General features: G+C 72.7%; 12 protein-coding genes. 6 read left to right on the top strand and 6 right to left on the bottom strand.

What is annotated here, in order from left to right:
• Positions 1-5: 5 nt before the first annotated feature.
• From FB157_RS32420 to FB157_RS32400, 5 genes are all read left to right on the top strand, one after another.
• Positions 6-932, top strand: a complete 927-nt coding sequence (locus tag FB157_RS32420; protein ID WP_145884239.1) for a hypothetical protein — start codon at positions 6-8, stop codon at positions 930-932.
• Positions 933-980: 48 nt separating this feature from the next.
• Positions 981-2,051, top strand: a complete 1,071-nt coding sequence (locus FB157_RS32415) for a hypothetical protein (protein ID WP_145884238.1) — start codon at positions 981-983, stop codon at positions 2,049-2,051.
• A 199-nt stretch (positions 2,052-2,250) separates the two neighbouring features.
• Positions 2,251-3,390: an MFS transporter gene (locus tag FB157_RS32410; RefSeq protein ID WP_398947622.1), complete on the top strand. Its 1,140-nt coding sequence runs from the start codon at positions 2,251-2,253 to the stop codon at positions 3,388-3,390.
• Positions 3,391-3,475: 85 nt separating this feature from the next.
• Positions 3,476-3,949 (top strand): DUF6174 domain-containing protein, encoded by a 474-nt coding sequence (locus FB157_RS32405; protein WP_145884236.1) that lies wholly within the window; start codon positions 3,476-3,478, stop codon positions 3,947-3,949.
• A gap of 388 nt (positions 3,950-4,337) precedes the next feature.
• Complete coding sequence (locus FB157_RS32400) at positions 4,338-5,615, top strand: alpha/beta hydrolase family protein (RefSeq protein WP_398947619.1); 1,278 nt, start codon at positions 4,338-4,340, stop codon at positions 5,613-5,615.
• A 26-nt stretch (positions 5,616-5,641) separates the two neighbouring features.
• Here FB157_RS32400 and FB157_RS32395 read toward each other — a convergent pair whose 3' ends face one another.
• Entirely contained in the window at positions 5,642-5,887 is a 246-nt protein-coding gene (locus FB157_RS32395; protein ID WP_145884234.1) for a Smr/MutS family protein, read from the bottom strand.
• A 114-nt stretch (positions 5,888-6,001) separates the two neighbouring features.
• On the opposite strand from FB157_RS32395, the gene FB157_RS32390 reads away from it, so the two are divergent.
• The gene (locus FB157_RS32390; RefSeq protein WP_145884233.1) at positions 6,002-6,820 is read left to right on the top strand and encodes a hypothetical protein; all 819 of its coding nucleotides are present in this window, start codon (positions 6,002-6,004) and stop codon (positions 6,818-6,820) included.
• A gap of 23 nt (positions 6,821-6,843) precedes the next feature.
• Here FB157_RS32390 and FB157_RS32385 read toward each other — a convergent pair whose 3' ends face one another.
• The 5 genes from FB157_RS32385 to FB157_RS32365 all read right to left on the bottom strand — a co-directional run bounded on the left by FB157_RS32385 (position 6,844) and on the right by FB157_RS32365 (position 20,519).
• Entirely contained in the window at positions 6,844-8,751 is a 1,908-nt protein-coding gene (locus FB157_RS32385) for a glycoside hydrolase family 5 protein (protein ID WP_145884232.1), read from the bottom strand.
• A gap of 105 nt (positions 8,752-8,856) precedes the next feature.
• Complete coding sequence (locus FB157_RS32380; RefSeq protein ID WP_145884231.1) at positions 8,857-10,746, bottom strand: hypothetical protein; 1,890 nt, start codon at positions 10,744-10,746, stop codon at positions 8,857-8,859.
• A gap of 44 nt (positions 10,747-10,790) precedes the next feature.
• Positions 10,791-16,049, bottom strand: coding sequence for a hypothetical protein (locus tag FB157_RS32375; protein ID WP_145884230.1), 5,259 nt, complete (start codon positions 16,047-16,049; stop codon positions 10,791-10,793).
• Positions 16,036-19,317 carry a hypothetical protein gene (locus FB157_RS32370; protein WP_145884229.1) on the bottom strand — a complete coding sequence of 1,094 codons (3,282 nt, stop codon included), beginning with the start codon at positions 19,315-19,317 and terminating at the stop codon, positions 16,036-16,038. The genes FB157_RS32375 and FB157_RS32370 overlap by 14 nt, the downstream gene beginning before the upstream one ends.
• Complete coding sequence (locus FB157_RS32365; RefSeq protein ID WP_145884228.1) at positions 19,314-20,519, bottom strand: kelch repeat-containing protein; 1,206 nt, start codon at positions 20,517-20,519, stop codon at positions 19,314-19,316. The genes FB157_RS32370 and FB157_RS32365 overlap by 4 nt, the downstream gene beginning before the upstream one ends.
• Positions 20,520-20,542: the final 23 nt, after the last annotated feature.

Below are 20,542 nucleotides of genomic sequence, written 5' to 3'. Positions count from 1 at the left end.
CCGGGTTGGCGCTCGCCGCGTCCGCAGGTTCCCTGATCTCGCCCACCCGCGCCGCCGCGGCCGAGCCGGCGAGCGCCGCGCTCTACCAGCTCAAGCCGCCGCACCTGCTGGAGGCCGAGACGCTGGTGGAGTACCTGCGGCTGCGCGCGAACCAGTGGGACCACAACCGGTACAACGTCGAACAGACCAACGGTGAGAACCTCGGCAGAACCCAGGTGACCTGGGGTCGCCCGGGACACCCCGACGAGTTCGAGAACCTCTCCCAGTGCGCCTCGTTCATGACGAGCCTGCTGCAGCGCTCCTACGGCGCCGACACCGCGTACGGCTGGGCCACCACGGCGTACTTCAACCAGTACTTCCCGCCGAAGGACGGCCTGCCCCGCACCGCCTCGTTCCCCAACGCCGAGGATCTGCAGGCGGGCTTCCTGAACGCCTCCAACGTGCCGCACATCGACCCGGTGACCAAGCCGGTGAACCTGCGTCCCGGTGACATCGTGGCCTGGGACTACGACCCCAACGCCAAGAGCGTCCCCTACACCGGGCACACCGTGATGATCCGTGCCTACCTCGGGACCTACGCCTCCTCCGTCGACAGCAAGCTGGGCATCACCGGGGTCGTCCCGCACCTCTTCCAGATCGTCGACTGCACCAACAGCCCCCACGGCGGGCCCGACCTCACCAGCCAGTCCAGTGTCGACCGCTACCGTTCGTACCCGGACAGCCGCGCCGAGATCGCGGACGACAACTCCACCTACTCCGAGCACAGTGGCGTGGGCTACGGGCACATGGTCTTCTACGCGGACCCCGACACGTCCCTCTTCGCCGGATACCGCTGGAGCCTCAACTCCTCCACGCCCCAGGCCGCCGTCGCGCAGCCGGTCACGGGCAAGAAGCAGATCGCGGCGGGCCGCGTCAACGCCTTCCTGGTGTAGCCGGCACGGAACTGGGGAGCCGGCCGGAGCGGATGGCACGATGCCGGGATGGACCAGATCCTCCGCGCCGCCGGCGACCTGCTGGGTACCCGGCTCTCCGATCCCGTCGACCTGGGCGGCAGCCGGCGCAGTACCGTGGTGCGCTGCCGCACCGCGGCCGGCGACAGCGTGATCGTCAAGTCGTTCACCGACGAGCCGGACGCCTTGCGCTCGTTCACCTCCGAGGCCGCCGGGCTCGGCCTTCAAGTGGCCGGCCCGGCGCTGCTCGGCGTGGACACCGACGTACCGCTGCTGGTGATGGAGGATCTGGGGGCTGCGCCCACGCTGGCGGACGTGCTGCTCGGAGACGACCCGAAGGCCGCCGCGGAAGGCCTGATGACCTGGGCCGCGGGGCTCGGCCGACTCGCTGCGACGTCGGTGCACAGGCGAGCCGACTTCAACCGGCTGGCGGCCCGGTACGACAAGGGGCTGCCGTCCTGGGGGGACGAGCCGTGGATCGGGCGGAACGCCGCCGACCTGCTCCCGCTGCTGGCCGAGGCCGGAGTCACCGCGCCACCGGAACTGCCGGCCGAACTGGCCCGGATCGGGACGGCGGGCGGCGACCAGTACCCCGCGTTCACTCCGGGGGACACCTGCCCCGACAACAACCTGCTCACCGCGGACGGTCTGCGACTGATCGACTTCGAGGCGGCCTGCTTCCAGTCGGTGTTCCTCACCGCCGCCTACTGCCGGATGCCCTTCTCCAGCTGCTGGTGCGTCTTCAGGCTCCCGGCGGGCCTGGCCGAGGAGATCGAGCGGGCTTTCCGCACGGAGGTCGTGACCGCCTACCCGGCCCTCGCCGAGGACGCGGTGTGGGAGGCCGGAATGCGCAAGGCGATCGCGGTCTGGACGGTCGACGTGACAGTGCGGCTGCTCCCACGCACCGCGGAGGACCGGCCGATGCACCGGACCCGGCGTCCGGTTCCGACGATGCGTCAGGTGCTGTGGCACCGTTGGGAGATGGCGAGCGGGACCGAGGAGTTCCCGGCGTTCACGGAGACCATGGAACTGCTGCTGCGGAAGGTCGCCGGAGGGTGGCAGGCCACGCCCCTGCCGGGTTATCCGGCATTCGCGGACTGAGCCCCTGCCGGGGTGTCCCGCATCCGGGGGCTGAGCCCCCGGCCGGGCGTGGCGGCACCGGACGGCGCGGCACGGCGTTGCGGGGCGCACCGCGCCCGGCAGCCGATGCCTATGGTGGGATGTGATCAGCAGCGACGCAGAGCCTGGCCGGCGGGGTGGCGGACGCCCTGGGTACAAGTCCGCGGCGGGCGTCTTCGCCATCGGAATGATGGGCACCACCCTGCCCACACCGCTGTACGGGTTGTACCGGGAGCAGATCGGGTTCTCCGAGCTGATCGTCACCGTGGTGTTCGCCGTCTACGCGGTGGGCGTCATCACCGCCCTGCTGGTCGCCGGCGGCTTCTCCGACGTGCTGGGACGGCGGCCGGTGCTGCTGGCCGCACTCGGCCTGGCCGCCCTCAGCGCGGTGTGCTTCCTCTTCGAGGCCGGACTGCCGCTGCTGTACACGGGCCGGGTGCTGTCGGGCTTCTCGGCCGGTCTGCTCAGCGGCACGGGCACCGCGGCCGTACTCGAACTGGCCCCGCCCGGCAAACGCGGCCGTGCCGGACTGGCCGCGACCGCGGCCAACATGGGCGGTCTGGGACTCGGCCCGCTCGTCTCCGGATTCCTCGCCGAGTACGCCCCGTGGCCGCTCAAGCTTCCGTTCGCCACCCACCTGGTGCTCCTGGCCGTCGCCACGGCGGTCGTCTGCCCGCTGCCCGAGACCGTACGCCGCACCGCTCCGCGGCCGTCGCTGCGACCTCAGGGCATGAGGGTTCCGCCGCAGGCGCGCGGGGTGTTCACCCCCTGTGCCCTCGCCGCCTTCGCGGGCTTCGCCATGCTCGGCCTGTTCACGGCCGTCGCCCCGGCCTTCCTCACGCAGACGCTGGGGGAGCACAACCTGGCGGTCGCCGGGGGCGTCGTCTTCGGCGTGTTCTGCGCCTCGACCGGTGGCCAGTTGCTCATGGGACGGGTCGGTCCGCGCCGCGCCCTGCCCCTGGGCTGTACGGTGCTCGTCGCCGGACTCCTCCTCATCGCGTCCTCGCTGTTGCTGGAGTCCTTCCCGTTGCTGCTGGCCGGGGCGGTGACCGGTGGCGTGGGGCAGGGGATGGCGTTCCGCGCCGGTCTGACCGAGGTGAGCACCGCGGCGCCCCCGGCGCACCAAGGCGCCACCATCTCGGCGTACTTCGTCGTCGCGTACGTGGGGATCTCGTTGCCGGTCGTGGGGGTGGGCGCCATGACGCTGGCGTTGGGGCTGCGCGGCGCCGGTCTGGTGTTCACGGCGTGCGCGGTCGTGCTCGTCACGGCGGTGGGCATCCGCGTGCGACGGACTCTGTCCCCGGCCACCGCCCGGTCCTGAATCGAAGTCCAGGCCGGCCGGCCGAACGAACGGCGGTCCTCCGGCGTCGAAGGAGAAACAGCCCGCGCAGGTGAGAGGCCCCGACATGAGATCCGTCCGTCCGGTTCCCCGGTTCGCTCTGCCACGCCTCGCACTGATGGCGTGCCTTGTCTGGGCAACCGCCGCGTGCCAGGGGGAGGCGGAGGTCAACAGAGCTGCGCGGGCGGAGAGTACCGCCTGGAAGGAGCCGTCGGCGTACACGTACACCCTGAAGTCGAGCGGGGGAGAGCGGCTCCTGATCGGCACCTTCCGGGTGACCGTGCGGAACGGGAAAACGGTGCGGGCGGTGGGGTTGGACGAGCAGGGCCGCAGGGTGGTGAAGCGGTCGCCCGGAGCGGTGCCCACCATCGGCGGGCTGCTGAAGGAACTGGAACAGGCCCGTCGCGACGGCGCGGACACGGCGGAGGCGGAGTACTCGACCATGGGCCACCCACTGCGCATCACCCTGGACTGGTCGGCGAACGCCGTCGACGACGAGGCCGAGTACGCGATCAGCGACTACGTGGCCGGGCGCCACTGACGTTTTCGGCCCGGGGTGACGTCACGCAGGGGGCCGGCACAGGTCGGCCCTCCTGCAGCGCCGTCATCGCTGAGCGGCCTACGCCGGCGTCACCCCAGGCCGAAGAAGGGCAACCGCGGTCCGTCCGAGGGCCGCCGCACTCAGCAGAGAAGCCAGAAGTGCTGTGCGTCGCCGGGACCAACTGGTCGCAGAAGGTGTGGAGTTCGATGTCATGACTCATTCTGGCCGGCGCTCGGAACGGGCCCGCGAGTACACCCGGACCTGACGCACCGCCGACCCGACCGCCCCGTGACGCCGTGTCCGGCCCTGCCCGGAGGGGGTGCACACCCTGACCTCCGGGTTCGAGTGGGGGATGTCCCCGATGCGCTGGCAGGAGCCGAGCCCCACGATGGGCGGTATGACGAAGGCACAGCCGACCAGGCGTCGACCCCATCAGCACCGAGGCCTGCGGGCGGTGGCCGTCTGCACGGTCATGGCCGTCAGCTCACTGATGGCGCTCCTTCCCGCTCAGGCCGCGACGCAGCGCGGACCGGCCGCACCTCCTGCCCGGATGCGCTTACCGGCCCCTACAGGCCGCTTCCAGGTCGGTGAAGTGACGCTGCACCTGGCCGACACCTCCCGCCACGACCCCTGGCAGGAGGGCAGGAACAGCCGCGAGCTGATGGTCGGCGTGTACTACCCCACGACGCGCGCAGCCGGCCGTCCGGCCGCGCCCTACATGCTGCCCAGGGCGGCAGCCCACTTCGACTCGGTGACCGCCGACGACTACCTGGGGATGGGCCTGCCGGCCGGACAGGCCGACTGGGCGGCAACGGTCACGCACGCGTCGCAGGGTGCTCCGGTGGCCGACGCCGGCGGGAAGCGGCCCGTACTGATCTACTCCCCGGGCCTCGGTGAACCCCGGACCTGGGGCACCACTCTGGTCACGGACCTGGCCGGCAGGGGCTACGTGGTGGTGACCATCGACAACACCTACGAATCACCGGAAGTGGAGTTCCCCGACGGTTCCTTGGCCACCATGGTCACCCCGGGCGACCCCGACGCCTTCATCAGGAAGGCCCTCCGCGTCCGGAACACCGACACCGGCTTCGTACTGGACCGACTGGGCCTGCTCAACGCCGGTCTGAACCCCGACGTGGACGACCACCCACTGCCCTGCGGCCTCGCCGGCGCGCTCGACCTCACCAAGGTCGGCATGTTCGGCCACTCACTGGGCGGAACCGCGGCGGCCACGGCCATGGACGCAGACCCGCGCATCACCGCCGGAATCGACATGGACGGCAACCTGACCAACTTCGACGGCACGCTGATGCCGGTGGCCGAGCACGGGCTTACCCGGCCGTTCCTGCTGATGGGCAAGGACGGCCCCACGGACACGGGCCCCGGCTGGACCGCGTTCCGGGCTCACACACCGGGCTGGAACCGTCAGCTCAGACTGCGCGGCGCCGAACACGCTTCCTTCACGGACGCGGAGGCCCTGCTCCCGCAGCTGGGTCTGCCAGCGGCCACACTGACGCAGGACATCGGCACGATCGACCCGGCCACCGCCGTCCGCACCGACGAGGCCTATGTCTCGGCGTTCTTCGACCGCTGGCTGCGCGGCCGCCACGACCACTTGCTGGACGCTCCCTCGCCCCGGTACCCGGCGATGGAGTTCGTCGACTGATCCGGGGCCGGGGCCGGAGCCGTCGGTCACTTGAAGTGGACGAGGATGCGCCCGGTGTTGCCGGAGTCGACCTCCCGGCGGACGTACAGCTTCCTGATGTGCTTCTGGTCCAGGAAGGCGAGGACGCGCGCCCTGAGCTGTCCCGACCCCTTGCCCGGAATGATCTCCGCGACCGGCTCACCCGAGTGGTTGGCCTTGAAGACGAACTGCCGCAGCGCCAGTTCGATGTCACGGTTGTTGCGGAACAGGGGATGGAGATCGAGCGACATCATGGGGGGCCTCCTCGCTGGACTCCTGATCCGGAGACAGGACCGAAGCTACCTCATACGAGTGACCTTGCCGGGTATGTGATCTTCGACGTCTCGTCCCGTGTTTGGCTGCCGGCCATGACGACGACGGACGAACTGCCCTACCCCAGCGGCTGGTTCTACTTGGCGCACGCACGCGAACTGGCCCCCGGCAGTGTACTGACCCGCCGCTTCCTGGACCAGGACATCGTCCTCCACCGCTCCCGCGGCGGCCGGCTCCGCGCGGAACACCACACCCTCAGCGAGCGCAACGGCCTCGTCCTCGCCTGGTACGACCCGCAGGGCGCCGCGCCCGCCTGGGAAGTCCCCGACACCGCCGAGGCCGGAGTCGTACCGACGGCCGCCTGGAGCACGGAGGTGCGCACCCACCCCCAGGAGATCATCGAGAACACGGTGGATCACCGGCATCTGCCCGTCCCGCACGAAAGGGGCGGGCAGGAACTCGGACCGCCGGCGGCCCAGGGCCCCCTCCTGCGCACGCGGCTGCGCCCCGGACCGGACCGGCCCACCGCCCTCAGGCAGAGGCTGCGCGCCGACCACACGCTCCTGATGGCAGGGCTGGGCTACCTCCGTGTCGAGCTGCCCCTGCCCTCGCTCGGTCTCGTCGGCTACCTGTGGGCCATGCACACACCCACCGGGCCCCGCCGTACCCACATGCTGGTCGCGACGGCCTGCGCGGACCTCCGCGCGCCGGACGCCACCGGAGTGTCGCTCCCACGGCACGGCCTGCACCGAGCCTTCGCCCGGGCGATGCTGAGGACCGCGGTCGGCAAGGTCCGCCAGGACCTGAGGAGCTGGAACACCAAACGGTACGAGCCGCGCCCCCGCCGCGCGGCGAACGACGAGGGCATCGGCCTGTTCCGCCACTGGGCCCGCCAGTTCTATCCGTCGTCCTGAGGGGCCTCTTCGCGCGGCCTTCCTCAGGGCAGCGTCCGGCACAGCAGCGCAGCTGGTCCCGGACGGCTGCCGAAGCGGGTCGTGAAGGCGATCCCGGCCGCGTACTCGTTCGCCGCGCACTGGCCCTTGTAGTCGCCGTAGGCGAAGTCGCCGCCCGCCCCGTCGGCGGGGCGGTTGTCGGACCGGTCGAACCACACGGTGCGTCCGGTTCCCGACAGCGCGGTGCGACCCGGTACGCACAGGGCCGCCGACACACGCTGCCCGCGCAGGCTGTAGCCGGCCAGGAAACCGCCCTGTGGGCACTGGAGTTTGGTGTACCCGGACGCCCAGTCGCCGCCCGCGGGGACGTACCGCTCGTCGACGACGACGGTCTGCCCCGCGGCGGAGGTCCGCAGGTTCGCCGCGCCGGTGTCGGTGCACAGACCGCGACCGGTGGTGTGGCTCAGACCGATCAGCCGCAGCCCGTCCGGGCAGGCCGCCTTGTAGGCCCCCGCATCCCAGTCTCCCGTGGCCCGTACGCGCAGGGACTCCACCGCGTCGGCGTGGTCGGTGCTCAGCATCCGCCACACCGGAACGGCCGCGACGGGACCGGACGTGCTCGGCGCGGACATGAGGTGCTGCCATGCCGTACCGCGCCAGTCGCCCGGGTCGAGGATGCCGTCGCGGTGCCCGGCGGTGTCGTAGCGCAGCAGTGCCCAGTCGTCGTGGCCGGCGAAGCCCACCAGCGGCCAGTACGCGAAGTCGGCGTCGTGCTCGGCGAAGTAGTCGGTGACGTTGCCGAACCAGGTTCGGGCCGCCGCGTTCGTCTCGTTGCTCCCGATACCGAACTCGCTCACCCACACGGGCGCGGTGTAGTGCCTGCCGGTCTCCTCGACGAAGAACGCCTCGTCGTCGAGAGCGGTCGCGAGCTGGTCGCGGGTCAGATCCTGATAGCGGGCGTCGTGCGTCTCGCCGATGCCGGTGGCGCCACTGTGACGGGGGCCGGTGTAACCGTAGAAGTGGGCGGAGTACACCAGCTTGTGGGAGTCGACGAGGGTGTGCGAGAGGGTGCGGGCCGGGGTGAGCACCGGCCGGCCGTGCGGCAGCCCGTCGACGGGCACACCGGTCCAGTTGATGCCTTCGATGACGACGAGGAGACGGGGGTCGGCCTCGGTGAGGATCCGGTCGGCGGCGAGCTGGGCGGCCGCGTACCAGTCGTGGTTGTCGCCCAGGCCCCAGTTGGGGTCGTCCAGGACGTCGCGTCGCACCTCGTTGTACAGGTCGGCGCCGACCACGCGGGGCACGGCGGCGTAACGGCGGGCCATGAAGACCCAGTCGTCGGCCCACTGCTGCGTGGACTGTCCGCTGTTCCACCGCTCGTTGCCGTCCACCCCGCAGCACCAACGGGACGTGTTGGTGTGGTTGTTGAGGATGACGGCGAACCCGCTGTCGCTGAGCGCGCCGACGACGGCGTCGTAGACCTGCAGGGGCGTTCTGCCCCGCAGCTGGGGATTGGCGCTCACGGCGCTGTCGGGCACGGGGGTCGTGCTGTGGATCATCTCGTTGGAGAACGGCAGCCGGATGGTGTTGATGCCCAGCTGGTGGAAGTCGGCGAGCAGTCCGTCCAGCGGGACGCGGTCGAGGCCGAGCGGAATGCCGTGGGAGTCCTGGCCGGCGTGATGGTTGGCGGGGTCGGAGACGCTGCCGCTGCCCGTCCACGAGCCCTGCGCGCCGTCCCAGTTGGCCGCCTTGAGCCGGAAGCGGTTGCCCTGGGCGTCGACGATGTAGCGGCCCTGGGTCGACAAGGGCGCGGTCCACGTGGCCGAGGCCGGCACAGCGGCGGACGAGCGCGGTGGCGGCGTGGCGGCGGACGCCGTTGCCGTCTGTGCGGCCACGAGCAGGAGGCCCGCGGCTGTTGCGGCAAGACGCAGGACAACTGGTGCTATCGACATGTGGACAGCCCTCGGTAGTTGGGGGGTGGCGCCTGGGGCGGGTGGTGTGACTCCGAGGATGCAGAGTGCCCGATGGGACTCATAAGGTCCACACCTGATGCGGTGTCACGAAGCCCCTGTCGCACCCGTCCCCGTGCCGGGCGGCGTGGTGTCCGCCAGGAAGTCGAACGCCAGCCCGCTGGAGCCCTCGCCCCGGCCCAGACCCCGGCGGGCGCCGAGCCAGACGCAGACACGGCCGTCGCGCCAGCGGGCGCGGTTGTAGGCCAGGGACAGCCGGGTGCCGCTCTGCGGGACCTCCTCCTCGTTGACGTAGTACTGCTGCCCCTGGTCCAGGCCCTGCCGCAGCAGCGAGGTCCGCGGCGGAACGGGCAGCCCGGTGACGGTGCTGGGCATCGCGGCCCGCTGCAACCGGATCGCCCGGTCCTGACCCGGCACATGCACCGGGATGAACGGGATCCAGTGCTCCGGTACGGAGTTCACGGCCCGGTACGCCACGGCCGCCGCCGGTGCCGGCACGGTGGGCGGTGTCCGCAGCCGAAGCCGGTGGGCCAGCTCCTCGGCGGAGATCTCGGTGCCACGCCGTGCCGTACCGGTGGCGGTGGGCACGGTCGCCTCGACACCCCACACCATGTTCGCGCTCTCGTCCCGGGCCAGGACGACCTCCTCCAGCGGCGGTCCGTCGGCCACCGCAACGGCGCCCGGCGGCAGCAGCAGACCGGTGTCGGCGGGGACGTCGTCGTCGCCGACGGTGTCGAGGGTGAACATCGACCAGCGCTGCCAGTCGGCATCACTGCCCGCGCCCGCCGGGGTGATCCACAGCTTCTCCCCGAAGACGTCGGTCACGGCGAGCCCCCGGATCGAGGCGTACGTCCCGGCCGGCAGGTCGCAGGGCAGCTGGTACCAGTCGTTGCTGTAGACGAGCGCGAACTCCAGGAAGACCAGCCGGGCCAGGTCGGTGCTGTCCGGGGCCACGGCGGCGAAGTTCGTACGGCCGTCCTCGACGGCCCACCAGCGGGGCAGCGGCATCCCCGAGAACCGGACGGGCGCCGGGAAGACCGTACGGTGGAACTCCACCGAGTCCGGGGCCGTACCGCCGAGCGGGTGCTCCGGATCGAGGGAGAAGTCCTGCCAGCCGAGGGTGCCACCCGGGTACTCCTGCACGGTCAGCACCTTCTCGGCACCCGCACCGCCGATCTCGGGTGTGCCGGCGGCGACCGAGAAGCGGTGTTCCAGCCGGGTGGGGTCCCAGGTCGCGTTGGTCGTGCCGAGGGCCGGGTTCACGACCGGCTGGTCGATGAGCCGGTCGAACCAGGTGACCAGCCGTGCACCGAGGCTGCGCAGTTCCTGCCGGTGCAGCCCCAGCAGCCCGCCGATGCCCGCGGAGGCGTCCCCGCCGCCCTTGAGGTGCAGATAGAACGCGTACCCGTCCATGCGGCGGCCGGTCACCGCCTGCATCTCGGACCACACCTCGGGGTGTGCCACCCGCGGGGTGTCTGCGGGGACGTCCGGGTCGGGCAGGGCGAACGGGTAGCGGTCGATGTACTTCTGCCGGATGCCGAGGGAGAGGACGTTCAGCCGCGGCCGTGCGCCGACGAGCTTGAGCCAGCGGCGGCCGATCGCGAGCCGCAGGTCGAGCGCGAGCGGTTCGGTCCCGGCCGCGAAGGGCAGCGGGCGCCGCTCGGCGATCGCCTCCAGCGGGCGGTCGTCCTTCAGGTCCTCGACGCTCGTGTGCTCGGCCGCGGGCCTGAACCGGCCGGGCCGGGTGGCCGCCACCGAGTAGGTGGCCGTGACGGGTGAGCCGCCGTCCGTGCCGTGGAACTCGCCGAGCTGCCACTGCCGGGTCAGCATCCACAGCGCGTCCCGCACCTCGACGCGCAGGGCACGGTCGAAGTCGGTGGTCCGGGGCCGGCCCTCCAGCCGGTTCCACAGGCCGACCGTCGGCGCGGCGCGCTCGTCCAGGGCCTTGCGCAGGTCGTCGATACGCGGCTCAGGCACGGTCCGGCCCCCCGGCCGCCGGGCTCGCCGCACGGAAGTCGATGTCAGTCATGGGCTTGGGCCTTCCAGCGCAGGTTGGACACCGCGAGATCGGTGGAGATGGTGATCGGCTGCCGTGTCGCCGAGATCAGCGTGGCGGGCAGGAACTGGGCGTACGCCGTGTCGTCGAGGTGGTGCGGTTCGACGCCGCGGATCCTCGCCAGGGCGAAGGTCTCGTTGACGGCGGCGAGCAGGTCGGAGCGCAGCCAGGTGCCGTTCTCGCGCCGCACGGGCGGCACCACGAGCAGCATGGCCTGCGGGGGCTCGGAGTCCGGGCCGTCGTAGTGCACGGCGATCCCGGTCGTCTCCTCGGCCGCCGGGACCACCTCCGTCCACTCGTCGAGCAGCAGCCCGCACCAGCTGCCGCCGCCCAGCAGGGGCTGTGGGGCGTAGTGGGCGGTGAACAGCAGCCGGTCCTCCACGATTCGCGTACCGGCCCTGAACTCCATGGCCAGCCAGGAGTCGTCTTCGCGGTGGGGCAGTTGAACCGGTGTCAGCTGCGGTTCCTGCCAGCCGTCGAGGTTGCCCAGCAGACCGCCGGGACCGCGCAGCGCGTCGCCGAGGTGGACGGCCTTCTCCCACAGTCGCGGCTTCTCCCGGACCCGCGCGACGCCGTGCACCCAGTCGTCGACGGGATAGTCGTGCTCCGCGGTGAGGTGCGCGGTCAGCCGGGTGCTGTCGCCGCGCGCCCTGCGCCAGTCGTCGGCGAGGTCCGCGGACGGCTTGAACTCGGGTACGACGAGGACGTCCTCGCCGATCATCGCCTTGAGCGCGTCGACGGCGGCCTTCACCTTGTCCGGTCCGGTGACGGCGTCGTCGTACGCCTTCAGGTCCCGGTCGGCGCCGTCGAGCCGCTCGCGGATCTCCGTGCGCAGGCCCTGGGTGCGCTGCAGCAGGTCGCGGGCGAAGGTGACGACCCGGTCCGCCATCGGGCCCTGGTCCAGGCCGATGGGGTCGAACCCGGTCAGCGGCAGCAGAGCGGCGACTTCGGCGAACAGGCCGCTCAGCGTGGCTTCCGTGGTGGTTGCCACGTCCTTGAGACCGTCCAGCCGGTGGGCGAACTCGCCGCGCCGGAGCGCCACGGTGGTCCGCAGGCGGGTCGGGCTCGACGGGCGAGGGCTGGTGGGTGCGGTGGTGAGGAGGCGTTCGGCCTGTTCCAGCAGGGCGAAGCGCTGCTCGTCCGGGGCGGAGCCGGGCAGGTCGTCGTAGGCCCTGATCAGGGCGTCCGCCTTGGTGAGGGAGTGGTCCATCCGGTCGGCGGCGACGGCGACGGCGGCCAGCAGGTCCGCGTACACCCCGCGCCGCCACTCGACGGCCTCGCCCCAGCCGCTGCGGACCATGCCGAACCCGCTCGCCGTGGCCACGAGTCCGCAGTAGCGGGAGATGAAGTCGTCGACACCGGAGACGAGTTCACCGCGCGCGGGGACAGCCGGTGGCGCCGGAAGGAACGGGGTGAGGTCGGCGAGGTAGGCGTCGACACCCCTGCGGAGGGCGTCGAGGGCGGTGCGTACGGCGGCGGGACGCTCCCTGGGGACCGTGACGGCCTCGTCGTCGGCTGCGGCGGCGGGACTCGGACCGGCCGCCGCCCGCAGGTCGGTCGGGCGCAGGGGGCGTGCGGTGGTCAGCAGCGAGCGCAGGGCATCGACCAGGGAGGACACCTCGAACAGGGTTAGCTTGCCGCGGACGCGCTCGGTGTACCTGATGGTCAGCACGGCGTCGGGGCGCGGCCGGTCGCGGCTGACCACGGCGCCGATGATCCGGTCGTCCAGGTCGGTCCGACCGGTCTCGCCCGCCGGGCGCAACGCCCACAGCAGGTCGATCGGTTGCAGACCGAGTTCGAACTGGGTGACCACCCGGCTGCGTTGCTGTCCGCCGACGGGGTCGGTCCAGGTGACCTGGACCGCGACGTCGAGCTGACCGGGCAGCAGGGCGGGCAGCCAGGCGTTGAGCGCCGGTTCGGCCTGCGCGCGGGGGCCGCTGCCCGCGAAGTGCGTGGTGCCGTGGTCGGGGCGGAGCCCGGGTGTCAGCAGCAGACCGAGCCGGTGGGTGAGGGTGACCCCGCTGCGCGGCGTGCGCACGACCGACGGATCGGGCGGGAAGCCCTCCTTGGCGTAGGCGTCGAGCGTGGCCGAGGCGCGCTCGGGGTTGCCGAGCAGGGCCTGGTGGGCGCCCTCGGCGACGGCGAGGTCGGCGAGCGCGTCGTGCAGGTCGAGCAGGCGCCGCACCTCCGTGTTCATGGCGGCCTGCTCGGCGCTGCTCGCCTCGGGCATGTGCTCGGCGCCGAACGGATAGGCGGGCGCGGCGGGTGGCCGGGTGGCCCGGCGGACCAGTTCGAGGCCGTCGACGACGTTGCGGGCCTCGGCCAGGTCGATGTCCACGGGGGCGCCGCCCTCCGTCGCGGGGGCGCCGGAGAGCTTGCCCGCGCGCAACGGGAAGGCGCCGCGCAGCGCGGGCAGGAACTTGTCGAGTTCGACACCCGGATGCCCCTCGTGCAGGCCGCGCTCGAACCGGTGACCGAGCAGGGCCCCCAGCGACTGGCCCTGCCGGAGCCCGTCCAGCAGGGCGAGTGCCCGGCGGACCCGCTCCGAGCTGAGGTTCACCGCGAACGCGTCCTCGTTCTGCGGCGATCCGTTGGCGAGGTACCCGGCGCGGAGCACGGCCGCGGTACGTGCCTGAGCGGGCGAAGGGGCGTGGATCCAGCCGCCGCCCCGGCTGTCCTGCGCGATGGAGTCGGTCTTGAACACCTCGGCGAGCTTCCCGGTGAGGGACACCCGGGTGAGCGTGGCCGGCTTGCGCGGCCGGACCTGCTCCAGCAGGCCGTAGGCGCCGATGTGCAGCCCCCGCTTCGGGGTGCCGGTGCCGTAACGCAGGTTGGACAGCAGCTCGTTGGCCTGCCCGAGACGCCAGGCGTCGAGACGGTACGTCGCACAGTCGAGGTGCTCGGCGAGGACCCGCTCCAGACGTGCGGTCGGCAGGTCCGCGAGCAGTTCGACGGCGTCGGTCTGCTCCTTGAGCCGGGCCGTCTCCTGACGGGTGCCGAGCACCTCGGGGATGTACCGGTGCACCAGGTCGTCGGGGTTCCCGGTGATCGCCGGATCGGGCGCGTACAGCAGGCGCCAGCGGCTCTCGCTCGGCGGCTCGGCCGGCTCCGGCGGACGGCGCAGGCGTACATGCACGAACGGCGGGTCGACGGGCGGCGCGGGCGCCCGTCCGGCGGTCAGGGCGAGCCGGCGGGCCGCGTCCTCCCAGCCGAGCATCAGCCCGTGCCGCAGCAGCAGGTACAGCACGGCGGCGGGCGGCCGCCCGTCGGTGAAGCCGTCCTCCAGGCGCAGCGCGTCGAGGTCCGTGCGCCCCGTCTCGGCCAGCCAGTGCAGGTAGTTCCGGCCGTCCGGGCCCGGGGTGCAGGCGCGCACCGGAGCCGTCTCGGACAGCGGCCGGTCGTCGACGAGCGGACCGGCCAGCGGGTACTGGGTGCCCGCGAACAGCCGCCGGACCAGTTCGGGCCCGTCCAGCAGCGGGTCTTCGACCTGGTAGCCGAAGCGCGCCAGGAGGTCGGCGATCGGCTGCGGATGGCGCAGCTCGTTCCTGAGCAGGTCCAGCGCGTGGGGTCCGGCGGCGGCCAGGTTCTCCCGGTTGTAGTAGTCCTCGACGCCGAGCGCGTACCGCTGGTGGTACTCGGCGGAGGTCGGGTGCAGCGCCAGGACGTCCAGGAGCCGCTGGTGCGGGTCGTAGCCGGGCGGCGGGTCCTCGTCGTCGCCGAGCACGCGGGCCACCTTGCTGGTGGCCGTCTCCCAGGCGCCCTGCGCCACGTCGAGGATCCGGCCGAGGGCCCGCCGGTGTGCCGAGTCCGGCCACCGGAGCTGGGAGAAGGCGGTGGTCGGCAGGATTCCGTAGGGCTGTCGGCCCACCTTGACGGCGGGGACCGGGCCGCGCCCGGAGACGTATCGCAGGAAGAACTCGCGGGTCTCGGCCACCGCCTCCGCCGGGAGGACCGGGTGCAGCGCGCCCTCCAGGAACGCTCCCCAGGTCGCGGGCCACAGCGCGGTGTGCGCGGCGCGGGCGTCGCGCTGATCGGTGCCGTCGGCGTTCGGCACCCCGCTGAGCACGGCCGGGTCGAGGCCGAGGAGTTCGGCGAACCACTGCCCGTCGGTGCGGCCGCGCCAGTCGCCGGGTGCGGCGGCGAAGCTCTGCCGGAGGCTGCGCAGCCCGGCCACGGCCGCCGTCCTCTCGTCCTGGCCGGCGGGCGCCTGCCCGGTGTTGATGGTCGGAGTACCCTGCGGCAGCAAGGCGAACCCGGTCGAGCTGCGAACCTGACGAGTGATCAGATCTGCCAGATCCCGGGCACTCCCCCCGGCCGTCGGCCCCTCGCGCAGGCCGAGTACGACGAGCCGGTCGAGGCCGTTTTGGGTCCGTTCGTCGAGCGGGATCCTCAGTCCCATGCCGATCCGGACGGCCTCGCGGAAGTCGACCAGCCACAGCAGCTCGTCGGGCACGTTCAGCACGCCGGTGCTCTCGTCGAGTCTCAGCTGGTTTTGCTCGCCCGGGTCGGGGCTGACGGCCAGCTCCTGCCGGGCGAGCGGAGCACCGTCGGCGGTCAGCACCAGGTCGTCGCCGACGTACCCGAACACCGTGAACCGGTCCGGCAGCAGCGCCGCCCTGGCGGGCCTGGTCCAGGAGTCGGCGGCCGTCTGCGGCCGGGGCAGGACCAGGAAGGCGACCACGACACCCTCGTACGGTGTGACCGGCGCCGCGTCGATCCCGGACGGCAGCCGGCTGCGGATGGCGTCGGCGCGGCCGGCGCCCACGGCGGCGAGCAGCGCGACGTCGGCGGCCCGCAGCCGGGACCGGTCACCGTGGGCCCGCCAGACCGACGTCCAGTACGTGACGGCGGGCTGCCGGTCGGCGGCGGGCAGCGCGGCCTCGCTGACGATCACCAGGACCGCCGTCTCGGCCTGCGCCTGGGCGGGCCGGTCGTCCGGGTTGGCGGGCCGGTAGGTGTCGGTGAGCCAGGCGGCCCGGCCGACCGGGACGCGGCCGGTCAGCTCCTGCCAGGCGGCATGTTCGGCGCTCTGCCGCCCCGCGGCCCGCCACAGCGCCGTCCAGTACGCCGACAGCGCCCCGAACTCCGCGTCGCTCGGCACCGTCTCCTCGGTGGAGACGCACCACTCGTCGGGAAACACCCGTACCAGCAGCTCGCTCTCGGTGAACCGGGTCTCCACCCGGACCGGTCCGAGCAGCACGGGAAAGTCGTCACTCAGCGGCATCGAGCAGCATCTCCTGCGCGTGAACGGCGATCAGTACGGGAGCCTGGAAGAGCATGTAGGCGATGTCCGCCGAGCCGAGCGTCTCGTCCCAGCGCGGCAGGAACGCGTCCTCGCGGCGCTGCTCCTCCTTCTCCTGGTCGTCCTCGGACCCGTCGAACGGCGCCAGCGGCTGCCGCACGGCCGGGTCGAGGCTGATGAACCGGGTTCCGCCCGGGTCGATGTCGTTCCAGGACAGGTCGTTCCACACCTCGACGGCATCGGTGCCCTGGCCCTCCTCGTCGGCCCCGAACCGTGGATCGCCGGGCCGCTCCTTGATGACGAAGAACCAGCCCGGGTCGTCCGGGACACGCCCGCGTGCCGCCTCGGCCGTCAGGTCGAACCCGAGCAGGGTGATGTCCGGCTCGACCTTCGCCTCGTAGATCGGCAGCCTCACCTTGTCCGGCGGCGGGTGCTCGGAGTCCGGGAACGCGGCGAGCACCCGTTCCCGCTCCGGGCGCGGTGTGCCGTCCTCGTCCCGGTCCCAGTCGGCGGCGTGGGCGTAGATCGCCGCGGTGGGGTACTTCTTCAGCAGGTCGCCGCGGATCACGAGGACGAGTTCCTGCTCCTGCACGCCCTGGTCGCGGTTGTCGTGCGTGCCGAGCCGAGAGCCGGGGTCCCAGCCGGCGACGGGCGTGATGTCGTAGAGGCGTTCCCGGCGCTGCTCGGCGCTCTCGCCGGGCAGCGCCAGCGCGGGGCGCGGGTCCCAGAACTGCCGGAAGGGCGAGCCCCGTTGGTCGGTGGGGTACTCGCGCCACAGCAGCTCACGCGCCATCTCGTGGTTGAGCCCGACCAGGAACGACTCGATGAACTCCTGGTCGGTCTCCAGCAGGGTGACCGAGTTCGGCGGGACCATCCGGAGGTTCGGCACGAAGGTGTCCACCGACATGTCGATCAGGGACTGGAACATCGGCAGGTCGATCACCGGGTACGCCATCACCTCCAGGAACCGGTCGGCGAAACTCCGCAGCCGCTCAGGAACGCGGGCCGAGTGGAACAGGTCCCTGGGCACGGTGAGGTCGGAGCGGAGTCCGGTGAGCAGGCGGGAGACGGTCAGGTCCACGCCGAGCGGGTCACGCTCCCTGGCCCTGGCGCCCGCCTCCGCGTCCGCGCGTGCCCGGTAGAGGTCCCGCAGACCGTCCTTGAACCGTGCGCCCTCGGGGCTGTCGTGGTCGCCGCCGGCCGGGGGCACGACGCCCTCGCGGGGGAGGGTGACGACGAACTGGGCGCTGGTCCTCAGCCGCTTGATCTCGTCGGGGTCGTCGGCGGCCGCCCGGGTCGGCGCCTGGGGGCGCAGGAGGTCCTCCAGCCGCTGCGCGGTGACCACGGCCGGCGGTGTGGTCTTCACGGGCGCCGGTGTGACCGCCCCGGTGTCCCGGTCCATCTTCTCCGGCAGTTCGTCCGGGGACGCCGTGCCGAAGGCCAGCGTCCGCATGAGCCGGGAGCCGGGCCGGGTGATCCGCCGCATCGCGGGCGACACCGGCGCGGAGCCGACGCGGCTGGTGGCGAGCTGGAAGCCGACGGCCAGGTTCTGGCCCGCGGCGGCGAACAGCGCCGCGCCCGTCGGCTCCGGTGTGACACGGGCACCCGCCGGGGCGGTCAGCCGCAGCGCGCGGCCGGACCGGGCGGCAGGTGCGAAGGCGGTACCGCCGGCCGGCGTGGCGGGCGGATCGAGATGCTTCTTCTGCAGGGCGTGCCCCACCTCGCGGGCCAACTGGGCCTGCCGGATCCGCTTGTTGGCCTCCAGCACCTCGCCGATCTGCGCCCAGGCGGCCGCCATGAACTCCTCCTGGCGTGCCTGCACCACCTGGGTGCCGAAGTTCGCCGCGATACGGAACCGGGGGTCCAGGTTCAGCCGGTGCACCCAGTTCCGGCTCCGTGGCTCCGGGACCGGCGTACCGTCCCGCTCCCTCAGCAACCGCGAGGTCGCCGCATGCCACCTGCCGTACAGGGGCGGCGTGACGACCGGGTCGACCTGACCCGCGAGCATCCGCACCTCGGGCGCGCCGGGCACCACCGGGTGGGCGGCGCCGTCGGGTGCGGCGGCGGCCAGCCGGGCGTGCGCCTCCGCCGGGGCGGTGTCGAGGTAGGCGTCTGCCAGGTTGACCAGCCCGGCGAGCGCCTCCTGAAAGGGATGCGGGTGGTCCGGGGGAGGCGGTTGTGAGGGGTCCGTGGCGGGGAACCAGCCGTCCCAGTTGTCCCACACATCGCGCTCGCGTCCCGGCACCCGCAGGGCGCCGCCCAGCTTCAGGACGCCGCCGAGCGCTGCCGGCGTGTCGATCGGCGGCAGATTCGCGCCCGGCGGCTGCCGCACGTCGACATCGCGCCGGGCCACGCGCACATCGGGCCGCTCCGGCACGAGCTGCCGTACCAGGTACTCGAAGTCGCCTGCGTCACCCGTGGCGAAGAACCAGCGGTGGTAGTACGGCAGTTGCCCGGCGGCGGGCCGGTTCGGATAGCCGCGCCCCCAGGCCGGGAAGTCGGCCTTCGCGTCGGCAGGCAGGACGGGCGGGAGGCCGAGTCCGCTGAGCCGGCCGGTCTCGAACGCCGGTACCAGGAAGGCGTGGTACGGCCGGTTCGGGAGCAGGTGCCGGGGACACAGCAGCCGGCAGCAGGCGTCGTCCGGCCGGTCGCGCAGGACCGCGCGCAGGGCGTCCACGACGGCCGGCATGCGCGGCTCGTCCGAGACGACGGCTCCGTCGAGTTCGCCGTTGACGTGCACGTGCGCCCACGCGCCCAGCTGGTCCGGGTGGGGCAGGGTGCGCGCGGGGTCGGTGACGGTGACGAAGGGCAGCGGGCGCTCCGGAGCGGTCCCTTCGGTGAACTCGCCCGGCTCACCGGATTCGCCCGGACCCTCCAGCACGACCAGCGCCAGCCACGGCTTGAGCCGGCCGGTCGCCTCGGGGGCGGCCGGGCTGTACCGCCAGAGGAAGTCCTCCGCGTAGAACTCGATGTGCGCAAGGTAGTTGGGCTCGACATCGGTGACCCACGGACGGGGCTCGGTGCGGGAGATCGCGCGCGGGTCGACGCCGACGACGTCACCGGGACCGTAGAGCTGGACCCGCCGCTCGACCGGCTTCTCCAGGGGGTCGGACCCCTGGAGCGGATCCCCGGACACGATGAGCCTGACCGGGATGGTCGCCCGGGTCGAGGGCGCGGTCGGGGCCTCGGTGACACGGGTGACGATTCCGGAGCGCAGCCACGGCAGGAAGGAGTAGGCGCCGCCGCTCACGAGCCGCCTCCGGTGAGCGTGAAGACCTCGGTGGTCATGGTCAGTTCGGCCTTCGTCGGGTCCGCCGCGGCGACACCCGAGGCGAGGGTCCCGCCGGTGACCAGGACCGTGCCGGCGTCGAGCGCGGTCGCGGCGAACGCCCAGCGGCCCTCGGCCAGGCCCGCGGCCGTGCTCCAGCCGCCCGGCCCGTTGTCGTCGTAGACCAGCGCACTCTGGTAGCCGATGCCGTTGCCGTCGTCGGTGGTGCCGCCCACGACGAGGAACTTCGCCGAGCCGAGCGGGACCACCCGGTGCAGGGCCCGGCCGCCCGGCGTCGACGGCCGCGCAGTCCACTTTCCGGACGCCAGGTCGAAACGCTCCACGGTCAGTTCGTCGTACGGGTCGTAGGTGCCGTCGCCCGCGGTGCCCGGTGTCGCTCCGCCGACGACCAGCGCGGCCGTGTCGGAGGCGAGGACCGCCCGATGGCCGCTCCTCGGCTCCGACAGGCTCGCGACGGGCGTCCAGGCACCCGCGGGGCCGGCACCCGGGTCGTACACCTCGCAGTAGGCGAGCGCGGCCACGCCGGTCGGGGACACGGGCGCGGTGCCGCCGGCCACCAGGACCTTGCCGCCCTTGAAGACGAGGGCGCAGTGCCCGGTCCGGGCGTCGGTCATCGGCGCGGCGGGGGTCCAGGAGCCCTTGTCCGGATCGTCCGGGTCGCCCTTCGGATCGAAGATCTCCGCCGAGGCGAGCGCCCGGACCGAGTCCCCTGAGCGGCTGGTGGACCCGCCGGTCACCAGCACCTTCCCGCCCTCCAGGAGTACCGCGGCATGCCCCCACCGGGCCTCGCGCAGGCCGGCGACCGTCTTCCAGGTCCCCTGCACCGGGTCGTACAGCTCCACCGCGGCCAGCCCGGCCGGGTGCGGACCGGAGCCGCCCGTCCCGCCGGTGACCAGGACCTTGCCGCTGTCGAGCACGGTCACGGTGTGCAGGCGGCGCGGGAAGGCGAGCGGGCTGCCCGCCTTCCACTCCCGCTTCGTCAGGTCGTAGACGTTGGTGCGGTTGGTGGCGGCCGAGGCGGTGTCGGAGCCGCCGACGAGCAGCACGCCCTTGGCGTTCTTCAGCAGGACGGCGCCGTCGTCCTGCCCGTGCCAGCCGGCCGCCGCGGGCAGGGCGCCGGTCTTCGTCCAGCTGCCGACGGCCGTCGGAGTGGGACTGGTCATCGTGGATGCACCCTTCGTGGTGG

The organism is Streptomyces sp. BK340 (assembly GCF_007827595.1).
Classification (GTDB): domain Bacteria; phylum Actinomycetota; class Actinomycetes; order Streptomycetales; family Streptomycetaceae; genus Streptomyces.
The sequence above is the reverse complement of the archived record's forward strand: the minus strand, read 5'-3'. Positions and strand labels throughout refer to the sequence as shown.

Coding starts and splice junctions, on each gene's coding strand:
- FB157_RS32415 (WP_145884238.1), top strand. CDS start 981: ATGGACCAGATCCTCCGCGCCGCCGGCGACCTGCTGGGTACCCGGCTC.
- FB157_RS32405 (WP_145884236.1), top strand. CDS start 3,476: ATGAGATCCGTCCGTCCGGTTCCCCGGTTCGCTCTGCCACGCCTCGCA.
- FB157_RS32400 (WP_398947619.1), top strand. CDS start 4,338: ATGGGCGGTATGACGAAGGCACAGCCGACCAGGCGTCGACCCCATCAG.
- FB157_RS32395 (WP_145884234.1), bottom strand. CDS start 5,887: ATGATGTCGCTCGATCTCCATCCCCTGTTCCGCAACAACCGTGACATC.
- FB157_RS32390 (WP_145884233.1), top strand. CDS start 6,002: ATGACGACGACGGACGAACTGCCCTACCCCAGCGGCTGGTTCTACTTG.
- FB157_RS32385 (WP_145884232.1), bottom strand. CDS start 8,751: ATGTCGATAGCACCAGTTGTCCTGCGTCTTGCCGCAACAGCCGCGGGC.
- FB157_RS32375 (WP_145884230.1), bottom strand. CDS start 16,049: ATGCCGCTGAGTGACGACTTTCCCGTGCTGCTCGGACCGGTCCGGGTG.
- FB157_RS32365 (WP_145884228.1), bottom strand. CDS start 20,519: ATGACCAGTCCCACTCCGACGGCCGTCGGCAGCTGGACGAAGACCGGC.